Annotated in this window: 14 protein-coding genes and 1 pseudogene; 10 read left to right on the top strand and 5 right to left on the bottom strand. The window is 68.3% G+C overall.

Annotation, left to right across the window (positions count from 1 at the left end; genetic code table 11):
• Position 1 precedes the first annotated feature (1 nt).
• The 3 genes from RIU97_RS23770 to RIU97_RS23760 all read left to right on the top strand — a co-directional run bounded on the left by RIU97_RS23770 (position 2) and on the right by RIU97_RS23760 (position 6378).
• Positions 2–3202, top strand: a complete 3201-nt coding sequence (locus RIU97_RS23770; RefSeq protein ID WP_404959599.1) for a type I restriction endonuclease subunit R — start codon at positions 2–4, stop codon at positions 3200–3202.
• Between the two features lie 130 nt (positions 3203–3332).
• Positions 3333–4589, top strand: a complete 1257-nt coding sequence (locus RIU97_RS23765) for a hypothetical protein (protein WP_404959598.1) — start codon at positions 3333–3335, stop codon at positions 4587–4589.
• A gap of 199 nt (positions 4590–4788) precedes the next feature.
• Positions 4789–6378 carry a protein kinase domain-containing protein gene (locus tag RIU97_RS23760; protein ID WP_404959597.1) on the top strand — a complete coding sequence of 530 codons (1590 nt, stop codon included), beginning with the start codon at positions 4789–4791 and terminating at the stop codon, positions 6376–6378.
• A 496-nt stretch (positions 6379–6874) separates the two neighbouring features.
• Here RIU97_RS23760 and RIU97_RS23755 read toward each other — a convergent pair whose 3' ends face one another.
• Together RIU97_RS23755 and RIU97_RS23750 are read right to left on the bottom strand one after the other, a co-directional pair.
• Positions 6875–7963: a helix-turn-helix domain-containing protein gene (locus RIU97_RS23755; RefSeq protein ID WP_404959596.1), complete on the bottom strand. Its 1089-nt coding sequence runs from the start codon at positions 7961–7963 to the stop codon at positions 6875–6877.
• Between the two features lie 72 nt (positions 7964–8035).
• Entirely contained in the window at positions 8036–8668 is a 633-nt protein-coding gene (locus tag RIU97_RS23750; protein ID WP_404959595.1) for a hypothetical protein, read from the bottom strand.
• 185 nt (positions 8669–8853) lie between these two features.
• Here RIU97_RS23750 and RIU97_RS23745 point away from each other — a divergent pair, with 185 nt between their 5' ends.
• Entirely contained in the window at positions 8854–9351 is a 498-nt protein-coding gene (locus RIU97_RS23745; RefSeq protein ID WP_404959594.1) for an NUDIX domain-containing protein, read from the top strand.
• A 22-nt stretch (positions 9352–9373) separates the two neighbouring features.
• Positions 9374–10717 carry a hypothetical protein gene (locus RIU97_RS23740; RefSeq protein ID WP_404959593.1) on the top strand — a complete coding sequence of 448 codons (1344 nt, stop codon included), beginning with the start codon at positions 9374–9376 and terminating at the stop codon, positions 10715–10717.
• Positions 10718–10724: 7 nt separating this feature from the next.
• Here RIU97_RS23740 and RIU97_RS23735 read toward each other — a convergent pair whose 3' ends face one another.
• Positions 10725–11093, bottom strand: coding sequence for an aminotransferase class I/II-fold pyridoxal phosphate-dependent enzyme (locus RIU97_RS23735; protein WP_404962915.1), 369 nt, complete (start codon positions 11091–11093; stop codon positions 10725–10727).
• A gap of 11 nt (positions 11094–11104) precedes the next feature.
• Between RIU97_RS23735 and RIU97_RS23730 the strand changes: the two are divergent.
• A pseudogene (locus RIU97_RS23730) lies at positions 11105–12164 on the top strand (MFS transporter).
• On the opposite strand, the gene RIU97_RS23725 reads toward RIU97_RS23730, so the two are convergent.
• Both RIU97_RS23725 and RIU97_RS23720 read right to left on the bottom strand, forming a co-directional pair.
• Positions 12142–12399 carry a hypothetical protein gene (locus RIU97_RS23725; protein WP_404959592.1) on the bottom strand — a complete coding sequence of 86 codons (258 nt, stop codon included), beginning with the start codon at positions 12397–12399 and terminating at the stop codon, positions 12142–12144. The pseudogene RIU97_RS23730 and the gene RIU97_RS23725 sit on opposite strands and share 23 nt — an antisense overlap.
• 241 nt (positions 12400–12640) lie before the next feature.
• Positions 12641–12964 carry a helix-turn-helix transcriptional regulator gene (locus RIU97_RS23720; protein WP_063890625.1) on the bottom strand — a complete coding sequence of 108 codons (324 nt, stop codon included), beginning with the start codon at positions 12962–12964 and terminating at the stop codon, positions 12641–12643.
• Between the two features lie 531 nt (positions 12965–13495).
• Between RIU97_RS23720 and RIU97_RS23715 the strand changes: the two genes are divergently transcribed.
• The 4 genes from RIU97_RS23715 (at position 13496) to RIU97_RS23700 (ending at position 17510) form a co-directional block, all read left to right on the top strand.
• Positions 13496–13957, top strand: a complete 462-nt coding sequence (locus RIU97_RS23715; protein WP_252309401.1) for a hypothetical protein — start codon at positions 13496–13498, stop codon at positions 13955–13957.
• 261 nt (positions 13958–14218) lie between these two features.
• Positions 14219–14878, top strand: coding sequence for a hypothetical protein (locus RIU97_RS23710; protein ID WP_252309402.1), 660 nt, complete (start codon positions 14219–14221; stop codon positions 14876–14878).
• A gap of 225 nt (positions 14879–15103) precedes the next feature.
• Entirely contained in the window at positions 15104–16042 is a 939-nt protein-coding gene (locus RIU97_RS23705; protein WP_252309403.1) for a hypothetical protein, read from the top strand.
• Positions 16035–17510: a hypothetical protein gene (locus tag RIU97_RS23700; protein ID WP_404959591.1), complete on the top strand. Its 1476-nt coding sequence runs from the start codon at positions 16035–16037 to the stop codon at positions 17508–17510. The genes RIU97_RS23705 and RIU97_RS23700 overlap by 8 nt, the downstream gene beginning before the upstream one ends.
• The last annotated feature ends 87 nt before the right edge of the window (positions 17511–17597 follow it).

Here is a 17597-nt window from a genome sequence, read left to right as displayed (position 1 = left end):
CATGAGCCCCATCCACACGGAGTCCGCCTTCGGCGAGGCCATCGTCGCCGCCATGGTCGAGCGCGGCTGGCGCGAGGCGTGCCCGCAGGACTACCGGGCCGATCTCGGCCTGGACACCAACGAGTTGTTCACCTTCATCGGGGCGACCCAGCCCGACGAGTGGAGCGAGCTGCTCACCGTCTACGGCGGCGACCCGAACGAGGCGCAGCGCGGATTCGCCGGCCGCCTCGACCAGGCCATCGCCACCAACGGGCTCCTCGACGTCCTCCGCAACGGCGTCAAGGACCGAGGGGTCCTGCTCCGCGTCGCGTACTTCAAGCCCAACCTCGTCGCCCACGACTCCGTGCTGGACGGCTACCAGGCCAACCGCCTCACCGTCGTCCGCGAGCTGGAGTACGCGACCAAGCAGGCCGACTGGGGCAACCGGCTGGACCTCGCCCTCTTCCTCAACGGAATCCCGGTTGCCACGGCCGAGCTGAAGAACCCGCTGACCAAGCAGGGGGTGGAGCAGGCCAAGGAGCAGTACCGCACTGACCGGGACCCCACCGAGCTGATCTTCACGCGCCGGGTCGTTGCGAACTTCGCCGTGGACCCGGACCTGGTCTTCGTCGCCACCCAGCTCAAGGGCAAGAACACCCGCTTCCTGCCGTTCAACACCGGCTCCAACGGCCCCGGCCAGCCCGGCGGGGCCGGCAACCCGGCCCCCACCGCCTACGGCACGTACGCGACCTCCTACCTCTGGGAGCAGGTCTGGCAGCCGGACAACTGGCTGGACCTGCTCCAGCGGTTCGTGCACCTGCACAAGAGCAAGACGCCCGGCGGCGGCACGACGAAGACGATGGTATTCCCGCGGTTCCAGCAGTGGGACGCGGTCAAGAAGCTCACCGCGCACGCCGCCACCCACGGCGCCGGCCACGACTACCTGGTCATGGCCTCGGCCGGCTCGGGCAAGTCGAACACCATCGGCTGGCTCGCGCACCGCCTCAGCGACCTGCACGCCCCGACCGACCCGCGCGAGCTCGACCCCGAGGCCATCGCCAAGGGCCTCAAGCCGGGCGTGCCCGTCTTCGACAAGGTCATTGTCATCACCGACCGCCGCAACCTGGACGCCCAGCTCCGGGAAACGGTCGGCAACTTCGAGCAGACCGCGGGCCTCGTCGTGAAGATCGACGAGAAGTACGGAGCGAAGGGCGAGCAGCTCGCCAAGGCGCTCTCTCGCGACACAGGGAAGATCGTCACCGTCACGCTGCACTCCTTCCCGGCGCTGCTGGACTACCTTCAGCGCAATCCCACGGAGATCCAGGGCAGCAGCTTCGCGATCATCGTGGACGAGGCGCACTCCTCGCAGTCCGGTGACGCCGCCACCGCCGTACGTTCCGCGCTGCGCGACCTCGGTCTGGACTCCGACTCGGACGACGCGGGCGCGACCACGGTTAAGGCCCCGGCCGCCGCCACCCTCGACGAGCAGCTCAAGAAGAGGGCCGAGCAGCGTTCCCGCGCCGCGAACCTCTCCTACTTCGCATTCACCGCCACGCCGAAGGCCAAGACCCTCGAACTCTTCGGCACGCTCCAGGACATCGACGGCAAGGCGGCCTACCGGCCCTTCCACACGTACTCCATGCGGCAGGCGATCGGGGAGGGCTTCATCCTCGACCCGCTGCGCAACTACGTCACGTACAACACGTACTGGAAGCTGGTGAACCAGAACCCCGACGAGCGGGAGGTCGACCCGTCGAAGGCGAAAAGCCTGCTCGCCCGGTACGCGCTCACCCATGACTCGACGGTCGCCCAGCACGCCCAGGTGATCGTGGAGCACTTCGTGGCACACAGCCGGGGGCGTCTCGGCGGGCGGGCCAAGTCCATGGTGGTGACCGCCTCCCGGCAGTCCGCCGTGGAGATGGCTCGCGCGATCAAGAGCTACCTCAAGGACCGGGACTACGACACCAAGTACCCCGACCTTGGTCTCCTCGTCGCGTTCTCCGGCTCGCTCACCCTCGACGGCGAGGAGACCACCGAGCCGAAGGAGAACGGCGGGCTGTCGGAGAGCGCGCTGCCGAAGGCATTCGCGTACACGCGTGCCGACGACAAGGCCGTCCGGGCCGGTGGTGCGGGCCAGCGCGAGTACCGGATCCTGGTCGTGGCGGAGAAGTACCAGACCGGCTTCGACCAGCCGCTGCTGACCACGATGTACGTCAACAAGTCGCTGACCGGTATCTCCGCCGTCCAGACCCTGTCCCGGCTGAACCGGACCGCCGAGCGCAAGACCCAGGCGGACCTGGCGGTCCTGGACTTCGTCAACGACGCAGGCGACATACAGGACTCCTTCCGCCCGTACTTCGAGGAGGCGAACACCCTCCCCTCCGACCCCAACCTGCTCTACACCGCGCAGAGCCGGGTCATGCAGGCGGCGATCCTGTCCGGGCAGGAGATGGACGAGTTCGCCGCCGCGTACTTCGCCGCCAAGGAGAAGGCCGCGGGCTCACAGTCCAAGTGGGAGAAGCTGCACGCCGAGCTGTACCGGCAGCTGTCCCCCGCCGTCGCCCGCTTCACGCTCCTGCTCGAAAGCGAGGACACGGACGACCAGGAAGCCGCGGAGGACTTCCGTGCCGCCCTCAACGACTACGTCAGGAAATACGGCTTCCTCGCGCAGATCGTCCCCTACCAGGACGCCGAGCTGGAGCGGCTGCACCTCTACGGCCGCTACCTCCTCAACCGGCTGCCACGCCGGGCGGACGGCGGCGTGGACATCGGCGAGATCGACCTCAGCCACATGCGGGTGGAGAAGACCGGCGAGTACGACGTCTCCCTCACTTCCGAGGGGCCGACGACGATGCAGGGCTTCGGTGACGGCACGGGTGGTGCCAAGGAGGCGGAGAAGTCGCTGCTCTCGAAGTTGATCGACGACTTCAACGAACGCTTCGGCACCGAGTTCACCGAGCAGGACGTCATCCGCCCGTTCGAGGAGGCAAAGGCCGACCCGAAGGTGCGGGCGGCAGCCGTCGTCAACGACGAGGAGAACTTCGGCCTCGTCTTCGACAACGTCTTCGCGGACAAGATGGCCGACCACATCGACACCATCGCAGGCATGGGTCGCCAGTACTTCGGCCCCGACAAGGGCTTCAAGTCCACCCTGGACCGCAGCGCCCGCAAGGCCGCCTGGCGGATGATCCGCCGCGAGGAGGGCCTGGACGACGACGTCTGATGTGTACGTGCGCCCCGGCCGGAAGCGCCGGCCGGGGCGCCCTTTGGAGGAAGACCTCGGCCCGCACACGGCGATCGCCGTGCTCACCCCACTACCCCTCAACTGCGAAAAGCCACTTCAGGAGCGGGCAATGGACAACGCGATTCAGCTGATCAGTGACGGTGATGGACTGGCGGTCATCGGGAATCCGACGGATGTCGAACGCTTCCTCGCCTCGGAGGGACTGCCGTCGAAGGACCTCGGACCAGGACGGCTCAAGTCCGTCTTCGACACCGGGGCTGCAGTCGCGCAGGCAGGTTCGGAGATCGCCGGCAACTCGGGTCGCTGGGTGAAGCTGACCACGGAGTCCGCGCAGCGTCTCAAGAAGTACGGGCTGATGGAAACCAAGACGCCAGGCGTCAGCCATGCAATGTTGGGCAAACCCGGCTCGATCACGTCATGGCTCCAGATCGAGAAGGGGGCCGGCTCGTTTCTGACCAACCCGGCGCGTCTGGCTGGTGCCGCGGGGATCATGGCGCAGCTCGCGATGCAGCAGACCATGGACGAGATCACCGACTACCTCGCCGCGATCGACGAGAAGGTCGACGACGTGCTCCGCGCCCAGAAGGACGCTGCGTTGGCCCGCATGATCGGCATGGACCTCGTGATCGAGGAGACCATGACCATCCGAGAGCAGGTGGGCCGGGTCTCCGACGTCACGTGGTCAAAGGTGCAGGCCGCGCCGGCGACGATCGCAGAGACCCAGGCGTACGCATTGCGTCAGCTCGACGCACTCGCGGAGAAGGTGGAACGCAAGAACCAGTCCAAAATCGGCGATCTCGCCACGGCGGCCACCGAAGCCGAGTCCAAGGCTCAGGAGTGGCTCGCCGTCCTGGCTCGTTGTTTCCAACTGCAGGACGCGATAGCCGTGCTCGAACTCGACCGAGTGCTGGACGCGGCTCCGGAGGAGCTGGACCGGCATCGCCTCGGGCTTCGGGCTGCCCGACGGAACCGGCTGGATCTCATCGCGCGGAGCACCGAGCGTCTGGTGGCCCGGATGAATGCGGCTGCTGCCACCGCCAACGCGAAAGTGCTGCTGCACCCGACCAAGTCCCCGGCCATAGTCCAGTCGAGCAACCATGTCGCAACCGGCGTCCATGACTTCCACGGACGGCTCGGAATTGAGTCCGGCCGCCGGTCATCGGACGCGAGACGATGGGTGCACGCGGCCGCGGAGGCGAGGGACAAGGCGCTCGAGACAGGAGCAAAGGGCGTCGGTGCCGCCAGAAACCTCGGCAACGAGACCCTCGACCGGGCCGGCTCGATGAAGGGGAAGGTCTCCAGCGGGATCGCCGAGCTGGCGCGCCGTCGGCGCGGGGACGAGAAGGAACGCGACCAGGAAGGCTGAACCTGATCCGTCAGTCGGTCCCGGATCTCCGGAGTGGCGGCGTTCCTTGTCTCAGTCAACCGTGCAGGACGCGGGTGCCGGTCCCAGCGGTCGGCGGCCCCGTGGCCCCTTGCGCACCATGACCGCTGGACGGCGGATCGCCCCTGCGGCCACACTTGACCCCTGACCGTGACTGTTCATCACGCACACCGGGGGCAAGGTGCCGCAGGAGGCGATCTCCGACCGCTACGAACTCCTGGAGGAGCTCAGCCACGGCGGCATGGGCGACGTATGGCGCGGCTACGACGCCGTGCTCGACCGGCCCGTCGCCGTGAAGCTCATCCGGCAGGCGTCGGTCACCTCCCCGCAACTGGCCGAGGAGTTCGCCAAGCGCTTCCGCCGCGAGGCCCGCATCACCGCACGCATCCAGCACCCCGGCGTTCCGCAGGTGTACGACGCGGTGCTCGACGCGTCGTACGAGCGGCTGTTCCTGGTGATGGAGCTCGTCGACGGTGTGCCCCTGTCGGCCTACCTGGGCCCCGGCCGGCCGCTGCCGGTCAGCTGGGCCGCCGCCGTCGCCGCGCAGGTCGCGACCGTACTGTCGTACGCGCACGACGTCCCGGTGATCCACCGCGACCTCAAGCCGGGCAACATCCTCGTCGCACGCGACGGCACCGTGAAGGTCCTCGACTTCGGCATCGCCGCGATCCTGCGCACCGACGTCACCAAACTGACCGCCACCGGCAGCCCCATCGGCACCCACCAGTACATGTCGCCCGAGCAGGTGCGCGGAGGACGCATCACCCCGCAGACCGACCTGTACGCGCTGGGCTGTGTGCTGCACGAACTCCTCAGCGGACGACTCGCGTTCGAAGCGGACAGCGAATACCTGCTGATGTACCAACACGTCAACGCCGCCCCCACCCCCCTGCGGCAGCTGCGGCCCGACGTCCCCGAGGCGCTGGAAGAGCTGGTCCTGCACCTGCTGCGCAAGGCGCCCGAGGCGCGGCCCGCCGACACGCAGGAGGTGTACGCGCGACTGCTGCCGTTCCTCCCGCCTCCGGGTCAGGAGCCCGGCACGGCCGATGCCGGGCCGGCCGGCGCGCCCGACCCGACGGGCGTCTTCCGTCGTCCTTTCGCGCCCCGCGCCCGCGCCCAGTCGCCCGCACCTGATGGTTTGCCGCCCACGGCCGTCCTCCCGGGGGCCCTGCCGGTGCCCGTTCCCGCCCAACTGCGCGGGGACATCAAGGAGGCGTACGCCCATTCCGACGCCCTGCTGGAGGAGGAGCGGTTCGCTCAGGCCGCCGAGGTGCTCGGCGAGATCATCGAACCTGCGGCCCTCGCCCTCGGCTCCGAGAGCAAGGCCGTTCTGGCGCTGCGCCGCCAGCGAGCGGCAATCCGCCTCCTCGGCGGCGACTACCGGGCCGCCCTGCCCGAGTTCGAGGCCCTCGCCGACGCCTACGCCCGCGTCACCGGACCCACCGGCGAGCAGTCCCGCGCCTGCCGCGCCCAAGCGGCCCGGTGCCGCGCCGAACTGGGCCAGGTCACCGTCGCGCTCGCCGCGCTCCAGGGCGTGCTGAACGTCGTGCGGGCCGTCGACAGTGACCTGAGCGAGGAAGCGGTGGAGCTGCGGCACAACATCGGGATGCTGCTGCTCGCCCAGGGCCAAGCCGCCGAAGCCCGGCAGGTCCTCGAGCCGCTCCATCAGGACATGTGCATGGTGTTCGGCCCCGACGACGAGATGACCGTCGAGATCGCCGCGGCGCTGGCCCTGATCCGCCTGGACCTCGACGGCGACTCTGCCAGGTAACCCGCTCGTACACCTCGCAGGCTCGGCTGGAGTCACTGAAGCAGGCCAAGGACCCGCACGTCCGCACCATCCGCATCGCCCAGGGGATCCGCGGCGTCGCCCTCGCTCCGGATAGTGGCGACATCTTCGTACTGCTACGCGTGATGCCGCACGACAAGGCCATCGCCTGGGTGATCAAACAGCGCGCCAGCCTCGCTGCACCGCTTGTGAGGTACGGAACACGCACACCTGCATCGAGGCCCTTCGGCTCCCCTGTGCCGGTCGCCAGGTCCAGCTCCGCGACGACCGCCTTCGAGCCGCGGGCCGCCGACTTCCCCATTCCTCAGGCGTTCCCGCGGCGGCCGTCACCCCGAGGCCCGGCGACCTCGCTCACCCCGTGCTGTCCGGTGCGCTCGAACCTTCGGCGGGCATCCCTTCCACCTCATCGTTGCGGTCCTCAGGAGCCCCTGCAGGAACGGACCGCGAAAGGGCGAAACCGAGGACGAGCATCGGCCATTCAGGGCACCAGGGACAGGGCGCGCCGAGGCTCCGATACGGCCCGCTGGCCGCCGCCGTCGACCATCGTCATGGTCAGGCCGAAGAGCATCTTGTTCATCTCGTCCGGCGTGAGGCCCAGCTCGGCGGCCACCGCCGCCGGTTTCATCCCCGTGGAGCGCAGGCCCTGGAAGACCTTGGTGAGCACCTGGGACGTCTCCCGCTTCTTCATGCCTTCGGGCTCCGCCTTGCGGTAGCCCCGCTGGCTCAGCTCGGTGCAGGCGGAACGGTACTGCCAGTCGGTGAGGAGTCCGAGGTCGTGCATGCGGTAGGTCAAGGCCATCGCGGACACGTTCCAGATGGCCTTGCCCTTGAGGATCTGATCGACGTGGGCCCCGGCCGGCATGTGGCCCAGCACGCTCGAAGCAGGCATGAGGAAGGCACTGGCGAAGTCGTTCGCCTGGCGCTCGGCCTCAGGACCGGCACACTCCCGGTCGCTGCCGTGCATAACGAGGTGCCCGAGTTCGTGGGCGGCGTCGAAGCGGCTGCGCTCGGCGGACTTCATCGTGTTCAGGAAGACGAACGGGGTCCTCCCGCGCCAGACAGCAAAGGCGTCGACTTCCGCGTAGTCGGGCGCGAGCGAGAAGACTCGGACGCCGTGCGCCTCCAGGAGGTGCACCATGTTGGGTGCTGGGGAGCTCCCCAGCCCCCACGCCGTGCGGACCATCTCGGCCGCGGTCTCGGGGTCGGGCTTGCCGAGAGAGGGAATGTCGGCGACCGGCAGACGGAAGCGTTCCTCGATCCAATCGTAGAGGAGCGCGGCCAGCGTTCCTGCCGCGCGCGCGGCGTCGAGAGTGCGGGCCGGAGTCTTGCTTCGAGCACGCCACGAGATGCCCTCGGCGGGCAGCTCGTCGATCTCCGGACCGGTGAAGAAGTCTCCCGGGAAGCCGAGCGCGCCTGCGAGCCGCTCCACGGTGGTACGTCGAGGTGCCGTCCGGCCGGTCTCATAGTTGGACAGGCTCTGAAGCGAGACCCCCGCGAGTTGGGAAAGCTCGGCGAGGGTCAGGCTTCGGCGCTTTCGGGCCAGCGTGATGCGGGACGGGGTCACCATGGTGAGACTGCCTCGGGATCCGGATGGTGCGGGTGGGGCGGCCAGTATCGCGGCCACCTCACATGATGGGGCTCAGCGAAACTCGACGGAGATGTCGATCTCGTCGGGTCCATCTTCGTCCGACAGTTCGATTTCGTCCATCTCGATGACCGGCAGCAGTATCCGCTGCTCCCACTTCACGACGAACCCGCGATCGACCTGAGCGGGCAGCGACAGCTCGCTGTGGATCCGCACCCCGCCCTCGGCCTTCACTCGGTACGAGACCAGGAACCAGGTCTTGAGCTTCAGGGCCTCGTCTTCATCGAGGAGGACTTCGTTCGGATCGACGGGCGGCGGGAAGAGCCCGAGCTGCACGTTGTGTTCGGCGGCGCGCTCCGTGGCGGCGCCCCTCTTGTGGAGGTTGGTGGGGTGGAGGCTCGCGCTACCGGTGGCCGCGTCGCCGACCATCGTGCCGATGGCGAGCGTCTTCTCCGGGTTGCAGACGAGTTCGAGATGGTCGTGGAGAAGCCGCTTCCACCCCTCGTGGCGGATGTGCGCTTCCCTCAGCATGCGCACGTGCTCCTGATAGGCGCGCGTCCCGGCAGTGTTCGCCGGATGGTTGGGGGTGGCCGTTCGCCGCGCCGCCTCGCCGGCATACAGAGCCGGGTGCAGGTACTCCAACTTCGTTCCCAGTGCCGCCAGCTGGGCATGGACGCCTTGGGACACGGAGCCTCCGATGATTAGGCAGGAAGTTATAAGGAGGCTACCGCAAACGAGGCATCAGTTTTATAAGTTTTCCCTCCACGAGCCTTAAGATGATGCGTAGTTGCGCCCACCGAATGTTGCCGACCCAAGCACGGCTTCAGAGCACGCCGCGGCCCGCTTGGTCGCCAGCCCGACGAAGGAACCCTGTGACTCAGCAGACCGACGGCCCCTCCCAGGACCTCAAGCCGGCGTTCGACTCGATGACCCTGCTGGTCGCGGCGGTCATCGTCCACGACCGGGCCGCCCATCGCGTCGTGCTCCTCCGGCGCGGCGAGAACGCCAAGTTCGGCCCGGGCTTGTGGGACCTACCTGGCGGCAAGAGCGAGCCCGGCGAACCCATCACCGAAACCGCGGTCCGCGAGCTCTATGAAGAGACCGGCCTCACGGTGGAAGCCGACTCGCTCGAGGTCGTTCACGTCATCCACGGCGCCTGGGGTGTCGAGGCCCCCAACGGTTACCTAGCGGTCGTCTTCGCCACTCACGAGTGGACCGGCAAGCCCGAGAACCGCGAGCCCCACAAGCACTCCCAGGTCCGCTGGGCCCATGTCGATGCCCTGCCGGGCGAATTCGTCCACACGTCGGGCAGTGCCCTACTAGCCTTCCTCCACGGCGGCTCCCAGGTCACGCTCCGAGGGTGGTCGTAGACCCTGGAGGCAGGAGAGAGCCATGTCCGATTCGCCTTGGGACGCCGCTCTGTCGCCCATCCAGCCGTTCCACCCCTTCAACGACGTCGGCGAGCCGGTCGGTCTGCACCGCGGGCAGGTCAGCGGTGTGCGGGATACAGAGGTGCCCGGTGAGGTGAGCCTTGCGTGTTCACCGGTTCTCAGCCTCGACTGGAGCGTCACCCTCGAGCCGAACTCGCATCCGTACGCGCAGGACACAGCCGTCCTGCGGCTTCCTCGGCCGTACGGTGAGGCAGAGGTGGAAGCCTGGGTCCGCGATTTCGACGAAGGCTGGATCAACGGAGCCGTCCTGGGAGACAGCAAGGCCCCTCTGGCACGGATCGCGGTCCACTGGTTCAACCTCCCCCGGTTCACCGGGCAGCATCACCTGACCGACCGGATCGAGGGTGCGGATCGGTACTGGTCCGGGGGCCGCTGGTCCCACGAGGTCGACGGCTGGAAGATCGTGCTGGACGTACGCCCTGACCACCGCGCTGTCTGGGAAGGACTCCTCAAGACCCGGCTCTACGCGATGACGCATGTGATGGAGATCAGCCGTGCGGACGGACGGCGATTCACCGCCAGTGAGGCCACGCACCTTCTCACAGCCCTGCACCTCGGCATGTCGTTCTCGCTTGGCCGCTGGACCGCTCCGCTCCTCCCTGTCGGTCTCGGGGCTGACGGGCAGGCCGTCTGGGAGTCCTGGGGTGCCCTGCACTGCGATCCGGCGCGGAGGCACTCCTCCGGCTGGTGGGACTCGTGGGACATTGAAGCCCTCGGCAGGTTCCTTGACGGGCTCGTCCCGGTGATGGCCGATCCCGTGATCGCGGAACCGCTGAAGCTGCAGATCAGCTACGCGATCACGGCCATGCGTGACCAGGGATTCGTGGAGCAGCGCGTGATGATCGCCGCTGCCGGACTGGAGCACGCCATGTGGCAGCGTCTGTTCGTCCGTGGTGTTCTCACCCGCGCGGAGTACAAGAACACCCGCCTGTGGCCTGCCCACGCGAAGCTGCGGAAGGTTCTCGGGGAAATCAACGTCGCAGTCTCCATCGACCGCAACCATCTGCCCGCGATGGCCGCCTTCGCCGACGAGATGCGCCGACGGACCGGACAGGTCTGGGACGGGCCCTCCGTGGTGACGAAGATCCGCAACTACATGGTCCACCCGGAGGAGGACCAGAGGGAGCTCTACCGGATACCCGGCCTCGTCACGGAGGTGTGGGTACTTGCCCGCCACTACCTGTCCCTGCTGGTCCTCGAGTCACTGGGCTATCGCGGACCGCATCAGAACCTGTCGAAGATCCGCGGCATGGCAGGCGAGGTCGAGGAGACTCCCTGGCCCTGACTCGGGCCTACCCGACATCTTTTCCGAGTCGCGCAACGAAGTCCGCGACTCGGGTCAGTGCCTCCGCCAGGCGGGCCGGCGGGACCGTGTAGGAGATACGGACGTGGTTGGGGGCCGCGAAGTCGGCGCCTGGGACGACCGCGACGTTGGCCTCCGCGAGGAGGAGTTCCGCGAAGACCTCGGCCGAGGTGATGGTCTGGCCCGCCAGGGTGCGGCCGTAGGTGCCCGAGATGTCGGCGAGGAGGAAGAACTCGCCGGTCGGGTCGCCGTCGACGTCGATGCCCGGGATGTCCGCGAGCGCCTTGATGGTGGTCAGGCGGCGGTCGTCCAGTTCCAGTCGCCGGCGTTCCAGCTCGGTGGTGAGGTCGGCGGTCAGGGCGCCGAGGGCTGCCTTCTGGGAGATGGAGGAGGGCGCGGAGGCGGTGTGGCTCTGGATCCCGTGATGGCCTGGGCCACCGAGGGCCGCGCGCGGTGATGACCGCGGGCTCCGTCCTCGGCACCCTCGCACTCCTCGTGATCGCGACCGCCCCCAACCTGGCCGTCTTCACACTGGGTTGGGTGCTCGTCGGCTTGAGCATGGCCGCCACCTTCTACCCGCCCGCCTTCGCCGCCCTCACCCGCTGGTGGGGCCCGGACCGTATCCGCGCCCTGACCATCGTCACCCTCGCCGGCGGCCTCGCCTCCACCGTCTTCGCACCGCTCACGGCAGTCATCGCGGAGCACCTGAGCTGGCGCGCCACGTACGCCGTCCTCGCGGCGATCCTCGCCGCCGTCACGATCCCCGCCCACGCCCTGGCCCTGCGCGCCCCCTGGCCGGGCCGCCCCACCGCAAGCTCCCACCACTGACGGCACCACACCCATACCCCGCAGCCGCCCCTTCATCCTGCTGGCCGTGGCCTTCACCCTCTCGGGCTTCGCCATGTACGCCGTCGTGATGGGCCTCATCCCGCTCCTCACCGAACGAGGAGCCACAGCCACGCAAGCCGCCTGGGCTCTGGGGCTCGGCGGGGCAGGCCAGACCCTCGGCCGCACCCTCTACTCGGCCCTCGCGACCCGCACCTCGGTCACGACCCGCACCGCCACCCTGATCGCCCTCGGCGGTGCGACCACGGCATCACTGGCCTTCACCCCAGGCCCCATGCCGCTCCTGATCGCCCTCGCGATCCTCGCCGGAGTCGTCCGCGGCAACCTCACGCTCCTACAGGCCACCGCGGTCACCGACCGCTGGGGCACCACGCACTACGGCCGCCTCTCAGGGTTTCTCGGCGCACCCACCCACATCGCCGCAGCCCTCGCTCCCTGGGCCGGAGCCGCCTTCGCCACGCAGTTCGGCGGGTACTCCCCGCTCTTCGCAGCCCTCGTCGCCACTTCGTTGCTCGCGACGGTGCGCGCCGTGGCATCAGCGGCGAGAAGGCCCCACCCGGTCAGTTCCGCCGATCCGAGGTGAGCGTGATCCAGCCGTCCGGGATCCAGCCTTCGAGGTAGCCCTCCAGGAACGGCTCGAGCTCCGGGATTCCGAGGTGCGCCACTTCCCCGAGCGCCTGGCGCCACGGAAGCCACAACTGTGATGGCCAGGGGCCGCCTTCGACGTGCGTCGTGAACAGACGTGCCTTCCGATGTGCGCCGTCACCGGGCGACACGCCATCCAGCCGGGCCACCGTGCCGCCGAACCGGAAAGCCAAGCCGGCAGCGAGTCGGCATGCAGCCGCTCTGTACGACTCACCCGGGGCACACGCGCCCATGGGGAGGCTCATGAGCCCCGGCGAGTACTGGACAAGGCCCATCCGGTGAAGGTCGTCGAAGCACACGAGATACACCACACGCCGCCGCAGCTCTGGTGCATACATACCCACAAGAAAAAGAATGGCCCGTCGGGAGCGCGACGCACTCCGGGCGGACCGAACGGGTGGGTAGTCGGCGATCTCAGGACTCGGGCGGCGCGGGCGGCAGCGCCGCCGGCCCGGGCCAGATCTGGAAACCGAAGGACGCTTCCAAGCGGGCGAGCGTGCCCGAGTCCGGCATGACCCTGCCGTTGAGCACCCTGCTGATCGTCGAATGGGTCAGGCCGGTCGCTGCCGCGAGGCTGCGCAGCGTATGTCCGGTGGAGGACATGGCCCGCGCGAGGTTCCGGGAGAGGGACTGGCCGTAGTAGGCACTGACCGGAGCATCAGGAGCGAGAGCGGCATTGGGCCAAGCGCCGTCCACGACGTAGTCGCGCGGCTGCTTGTCGTTGCTGCTCCGGGGCATGCCGAGATCATCCCACGTACCCATGGGGCCGACCCTTCCCTTGTCTCGGATCCCGTAACGGAGACCTCTTGCGTGTTGCAAGTACGGAACAGCGTAAGGGTCCACGAACCGTCCGTGCGGCACATTCCAGGGTTTCGGCAGCGCTCCGTGGTGGCGGGCGACGACACCACCCGGTCCCTCACGCGCCACTCGGCTACTACGCGCGCCCGATGCGCCACTCCGGCAAGCGTTCTCAGATGCACCGAGACCGGAGACATCATGCAAGTCATAAGAGACATAGCCTCCAACACGACTTACTTACAGCGGAGTTGCACCCAACCCCAGAGACTGCACGCTCGCATCTATGCATTTGCCTGCGGAGCGGGCGAGGGCTCGCTAGCTTGTGGGTGGATCATCCGAGGGGAGCGGAGCATGACCACAACAGGAGCGGGGTCCGCGCACCCTCTCGTTGAACACCTTCGCGAGATCCAGGCCGGGGAACACGCCAAATGGGTCATCGCGACTGGCGTGTTGGCCGAGGTGCGACAAGAGATGGCCGACCTCCAACGTCGCTTCGAAGAAGCGGAGCGATCCCTCCTGGCGGCCGACGTACGACTGTCGGCCGTGAGCGACACGGTTCGCCAGGCCGAGGAGTTCTTGGGGGCGAAGCAGCCCTCACATCCACCGACGGATCCAGGTGAACGCCCGAATCCCGCGGACCCGCAGAGCTCCGGCTCCGACGCCCGCGACTCCGGTGTGCCACATCAGGCGGCGGGGCGGCCGGCCTCCGGCGTCGACACGGAGCAGAAGTCCCTCACAGAGCTGGTCCTCGAAGCGCTCGCGGACGGCCTGGACACACCGACCTCCAAGATCGTCGCCCATGCCCAGCTGGAGCGTCCGGACGCGACACCTCGGCAGATCACCAACTGCGCCAGCCACATGCGGGCCAAGGGGAAGGTCCTCATTGTCGGCCGCGGACTCTACCGACTGGTCAGCAAGGAGCCGCGCACGTAGAGATCGCCATCTTCCAAACAGAAAAAGGCGCCGCCCGGGTGGGAAGACCCTGGCGACGCCGTGACACGTCAGCTGAGGGCCCACGCGCCGCCTCCAGGCTAGGCCATGGAGTAGCGGCCCACCCGGCCCTCGGGAATTTTGTGCATTCAGCACTTGATCATAAATGAGGGCCCACGCCATGCCATCTGACGCATTCATGCACCACTGGCCCCTACAGGTCAGCAGCAGTCAGGCGCTCCAGTACCCCCACGGGGGTGTTCGATGAGTGCCGCAGACAAAGTCCGCATCATCATGCCCACCGGCGGAATGGCCACCCTGCGGCAGCTGAAGGTGGTCGACGCCGTCGCCGAACTGGGCGGCGACGACCGCCTGGCCATCCCGGTCTCAGAGATCGCCACCAAGGTGGGGCTCAGCGCCTCCAACATCTCCTCCTCGCAGGGCTTTCTTCGTCAAGCCGGCCTGCTGGAGACGCACCACGGAGCCCTTTCGGTCACCGATGCCGGCTTTCAGTTGACGCGGCTCCGGGCGGAGGACTCCGCCCGCGCTCGCCTCTTCCTGCATGACCACTGGCAGTCCGCCTGGTTCACCAAGGCCGCCAAGCGCCTCCTGCGACAAGGGCCGCGGCAGAGGACCACGCTCGCCGAAGAGCTCGGCCAAGGGCTGCCCGCAGCGGCGCCCGAACGCGGGCTCTATCTGGTGGACTGGCTCGACTACGCCCTGATCGTCCACGTCGCCAAGGACGGACTGGTCCGCCTCCCGGGCTCCATCCCCACACCCCCGCCCCCCGCCGCTCCGGCATCAGGCCTGTTCCTCAGCTCCGTCGAAGAGACCATGGCGCTACCCGACGACACCTTCGTAGCGGCCATGCGGGCTTACGGGACCCTCGTGAGCTCGCTCCGAGGGCCGGCGGCCCGCGCCTAGCCAGGCCGGCTCGCCCCGCCGCACCGAGTGACGCCCCGGGCCGTCCTGCCCGGGGTCTCTTCGGCGCGTCCTCATCCATTCGCCCACGCCGGGTTGCAGCGGAGATCACACATGCCCACCGTAATGGTGCAAGTACGGAACACAATGAATCATTCGAATCTTCCCAGTCAGAGGGTCGGGGGAGGGGTCGAACTGCTCTCCCCGACCCTCCGGAGGACCGTCATCATGGGAAGCGACCTGTCTCTCATCCATGCCATCGACCTCGTCATCGACGCATGGCGGGAGATGACCGCCCTCGACGAGATGTCCGAACAGACCTTCGACAAGTTCGGTCTCCTCATCAAGAGGTTCGGACGGAACGCCACTGCGCGAGGCGTACTGCTCATCTCGGACGTCACCGATGGCATCGCCGAGGACTTCGTGAACGCCAAGGGCCGGAGCCGCCACGGCCACGTCTCGGACTCGGCGGTGGCTACCCGCCGAGTCCGCCGAAGCGTCTTGCGAACCGCCTTCCGCACCCTGCACGAGCTCGGCCTGAGCGACCAGGATCCGACACGCAACATCGTCCTGCCCGCCCGCACCTACGAAGGTTCCCGTCCTCTCACCGAAGACGAGGCCGTACTGCTGCGCCACCACGCCGCATACGCGGCCCGGCCGACCCGGCACGCAGCCGCGGCCGCCCTCGCCCTGGCCGGCGGGCACAGCGGCGAGATCGGGCACAGCGTCGTGGCCGACCTCGACCTGCCGCACAGCCGCGTCTGGATGCACGGAGCGCGCAAGTACGACCCCCGCTGGTGCCGGCTGGACGCCTGGAGCCGCCACGTATTGGCCGATCGAGCTCGCCACGTCCTCGCTCAGCACCCGGACAAGAGCACCGCGCGCCTCGCGGTGTCCTGTACCCCGGCACCCGATCCGGCCCTGCAATCGCGCACGTGTGTCGCGCTCCGCGATCTGCTGCGCAGGATCGGCCTTGACGGGGAACCCGACGTCACCCCGGCTTCCGTCACCACCCGTGCCGCCGTCGAGACCTTCGAAGTGACCGGCCGCATCGAGGAATCCGCCCGAAGGCTCGGGATCCGATCCCTGGACAGGGCCGCCTCCATCGTCGGCTATGACTGGCAGACCGACCCCGCCTACACCGACGGGGGTCCGGCCCGTGCCTGACGACGTCTTCGGAACCCCCAAGCCCCAGTCCGAACGCCCGCACCGCAAACGCCAGCTGACCGACCAGGACCAGCGCAGCATCGCGGAGCGCGTCCGCGACTGCCTCGACTACCCGCTCCTCTACGAGATGGCGGAACTCCTGCCCCCTCCGAACGTCGTCGGCTGCCCCCGCGAGTACCCGGGCATCGTCTACCTGATCATGGCCACCCTCACCCCGGTGACGAAGTCCAAGCGTTCCACCACAGGACTCCTCGCCTCTCCCCAGGACTGGCGCAGCGTACGGGCGAGCATCCGCCGCCACCTGGGCCGCAGGGCAGCGGCAGCCCTGCCCCTCTCCGCGCCTTCCCGTGGGCAGTACCAGGACGCCCTGAACAACCTTCTTGTACCGGCCGCCGACGCACTCGAGGAGGCATTCCGCAGGTATGCCGCCCAGCAAGCCCTGAGCCAAGGGCTGTTCCCCTCGGACACGCCCAAGGTATGGAGCCGCCCCGAACGCCGACAGCTCCTCGTCGGCGACGCCACCGTCCCCAAGGCACCCTCCAAAGCGCGCGCCGTGGAGATCGCGGACGAGGACACCGGCCTGATCCGAAACCACCGCGTCGACCCGGCCGCCCGCATCTACTACGAGAACGGAGAGAAGGAGAAGCGGCGGGTACGCGGCACCAAGTGGTTCTTCGCCTCCGGACGCGACACCGGCTACTGGACCCGCGTCATCCTCAGCTTCGCCCACGTCGCCGGCGGCGAGTACGAAGACGAAGCGGCCATCGCCGTACGCCAGTTCCGCATGCTGAAGGACGCACTGCCCCACTGCATGGGCGTCGTCTACGACGGAGCCTTCCGCGGTGTCCACCGCGACGCCCTCGCCCGGACCGGCCTATTGGCCATCAACAAGCAGCACGGATCCGTCGCCCCCGTCTTCTACGAACGCATCAGCCCCTGCCGAAGCGGCCACGAGCTCTGGTGCGACCAAGGCCGCATCGCCGAGAGCATCCGCATCGACGACGGCACCCGCATCCTCGAACCCCTCCCCATCACCAAACTCGAGCACCGTGCCGGAGCCGCCAAGAGCCGCTGGTACCACGTCCTCAAGATCCCCTGCCGCCACGGCGACCACGACTACCGCGTCCCCGTCGGCATCACCACCACCCCCGCCGACCGGTCACTGCGCTCCGCAGACACCGGCAAGCGCATCAAGAGCGACAGTGAACGCGGCTTCCACAGAGCCGAATACCTCCAGCAGATCCCCGAGGCCAGCCTCACCCACCAGCTCCTCTACCCCTACCGCGCCGACTCCGAGTCCGTACACAGCCAATTCGACCAGAGCCTCTGGAACCGCCGCATGATCGCCTACGGCGTGGATCGCCAGAAGATCTTCGTCCTCGGCTTCGCCCTCTCCCAGAACGCCACCAGCCACCAGATCCACCTCCAGGCCCGCAGCAACGCCCAACAGGTCCTCCGCATCGCCTGACACCCCTCGACCCCACGACGGCCGCGCCCACCCCAGGGCGCGGCCGTCGCTCCGTTAAGGCCCCATCCATGGCAAGCGGAACAGAAC

The sequence above is a fragment of the Streptomyces sp. 147326 genome (assembly GCF_045000215.1).
Classification (GTDB): Bacteria; Actinomycetota; Actinomycetes; order Streptomycetales; family Streptomycetaceae; genus Streptomyces.
Note: the sequence above shows the minus strand (reverse complement) of the source record. Positions and strands in the feature narration are given on the sequence as shown.

What these genes read in the sequence shown, in the direction of transcription:
- RIU97_RS23720 (WP_063890625.1), bottom strand. Translation starts at nt 12,964, where the DNA reads ATGCCCCGGAGCAGCAACGACAAGCAGCCGCGCGACTACGTCGTGGAC.
- RIU97_RS23715 (WP_252309401.1), top strand. Translation starts at nt 13,496, where the DNA reads ATGGCCGACCTCCAACGTCGCTTCGAAGAAGCGGAGCGATCCCTCCTG.
- RIU97_RS23765 (WP_404959598.1), top strand. Translation starts at nt 3,333, where the DNA reads ATGGACAACGCGATTCAGCTGATCAGTGACGGTGATGGACTGGCGGTC.
- RIU97_RS23705 (WP_252309403.1), top strand. Translation starts at nt 15,104, where the DNA reads ATGGGAAGCGACCTGTCTCTCATCCATGCCATCGACCTCGTCATCGAC.
- RIU97_RS23710 (WP_252309402.1), top strand. Translation starts at nt 14,219, where the DNA reads ATGAGTGCCGCAGACAAAGTCCGCATCATCATGCCCACCGGCGGAATG.
- RIU97_RS23770 (WP_404959599.1), top strand. Translation starts at nt 2, where the DNA reads ATGAGCCCCATCCACACGGAGTCCGCCTTCGGCGAGGCCATCGTCGCC.
- RIU97_RS23740 (WP_404959593.1), top strand. Translation starts at nt 9,374, where the DNA reads ATGTCCGATTCGCCTTGGGACGCCGCTCTGTCGCCCATCCAGCCGTTC.
- RIU97_RS23755 (WP_404959596.1), bottom strand. Translation starts at nt 7,963, where the DNA reads ATGGTGACCCCGTCCCGCATCACGCTGGCCCGAAAGCGCCGAAGCCTG.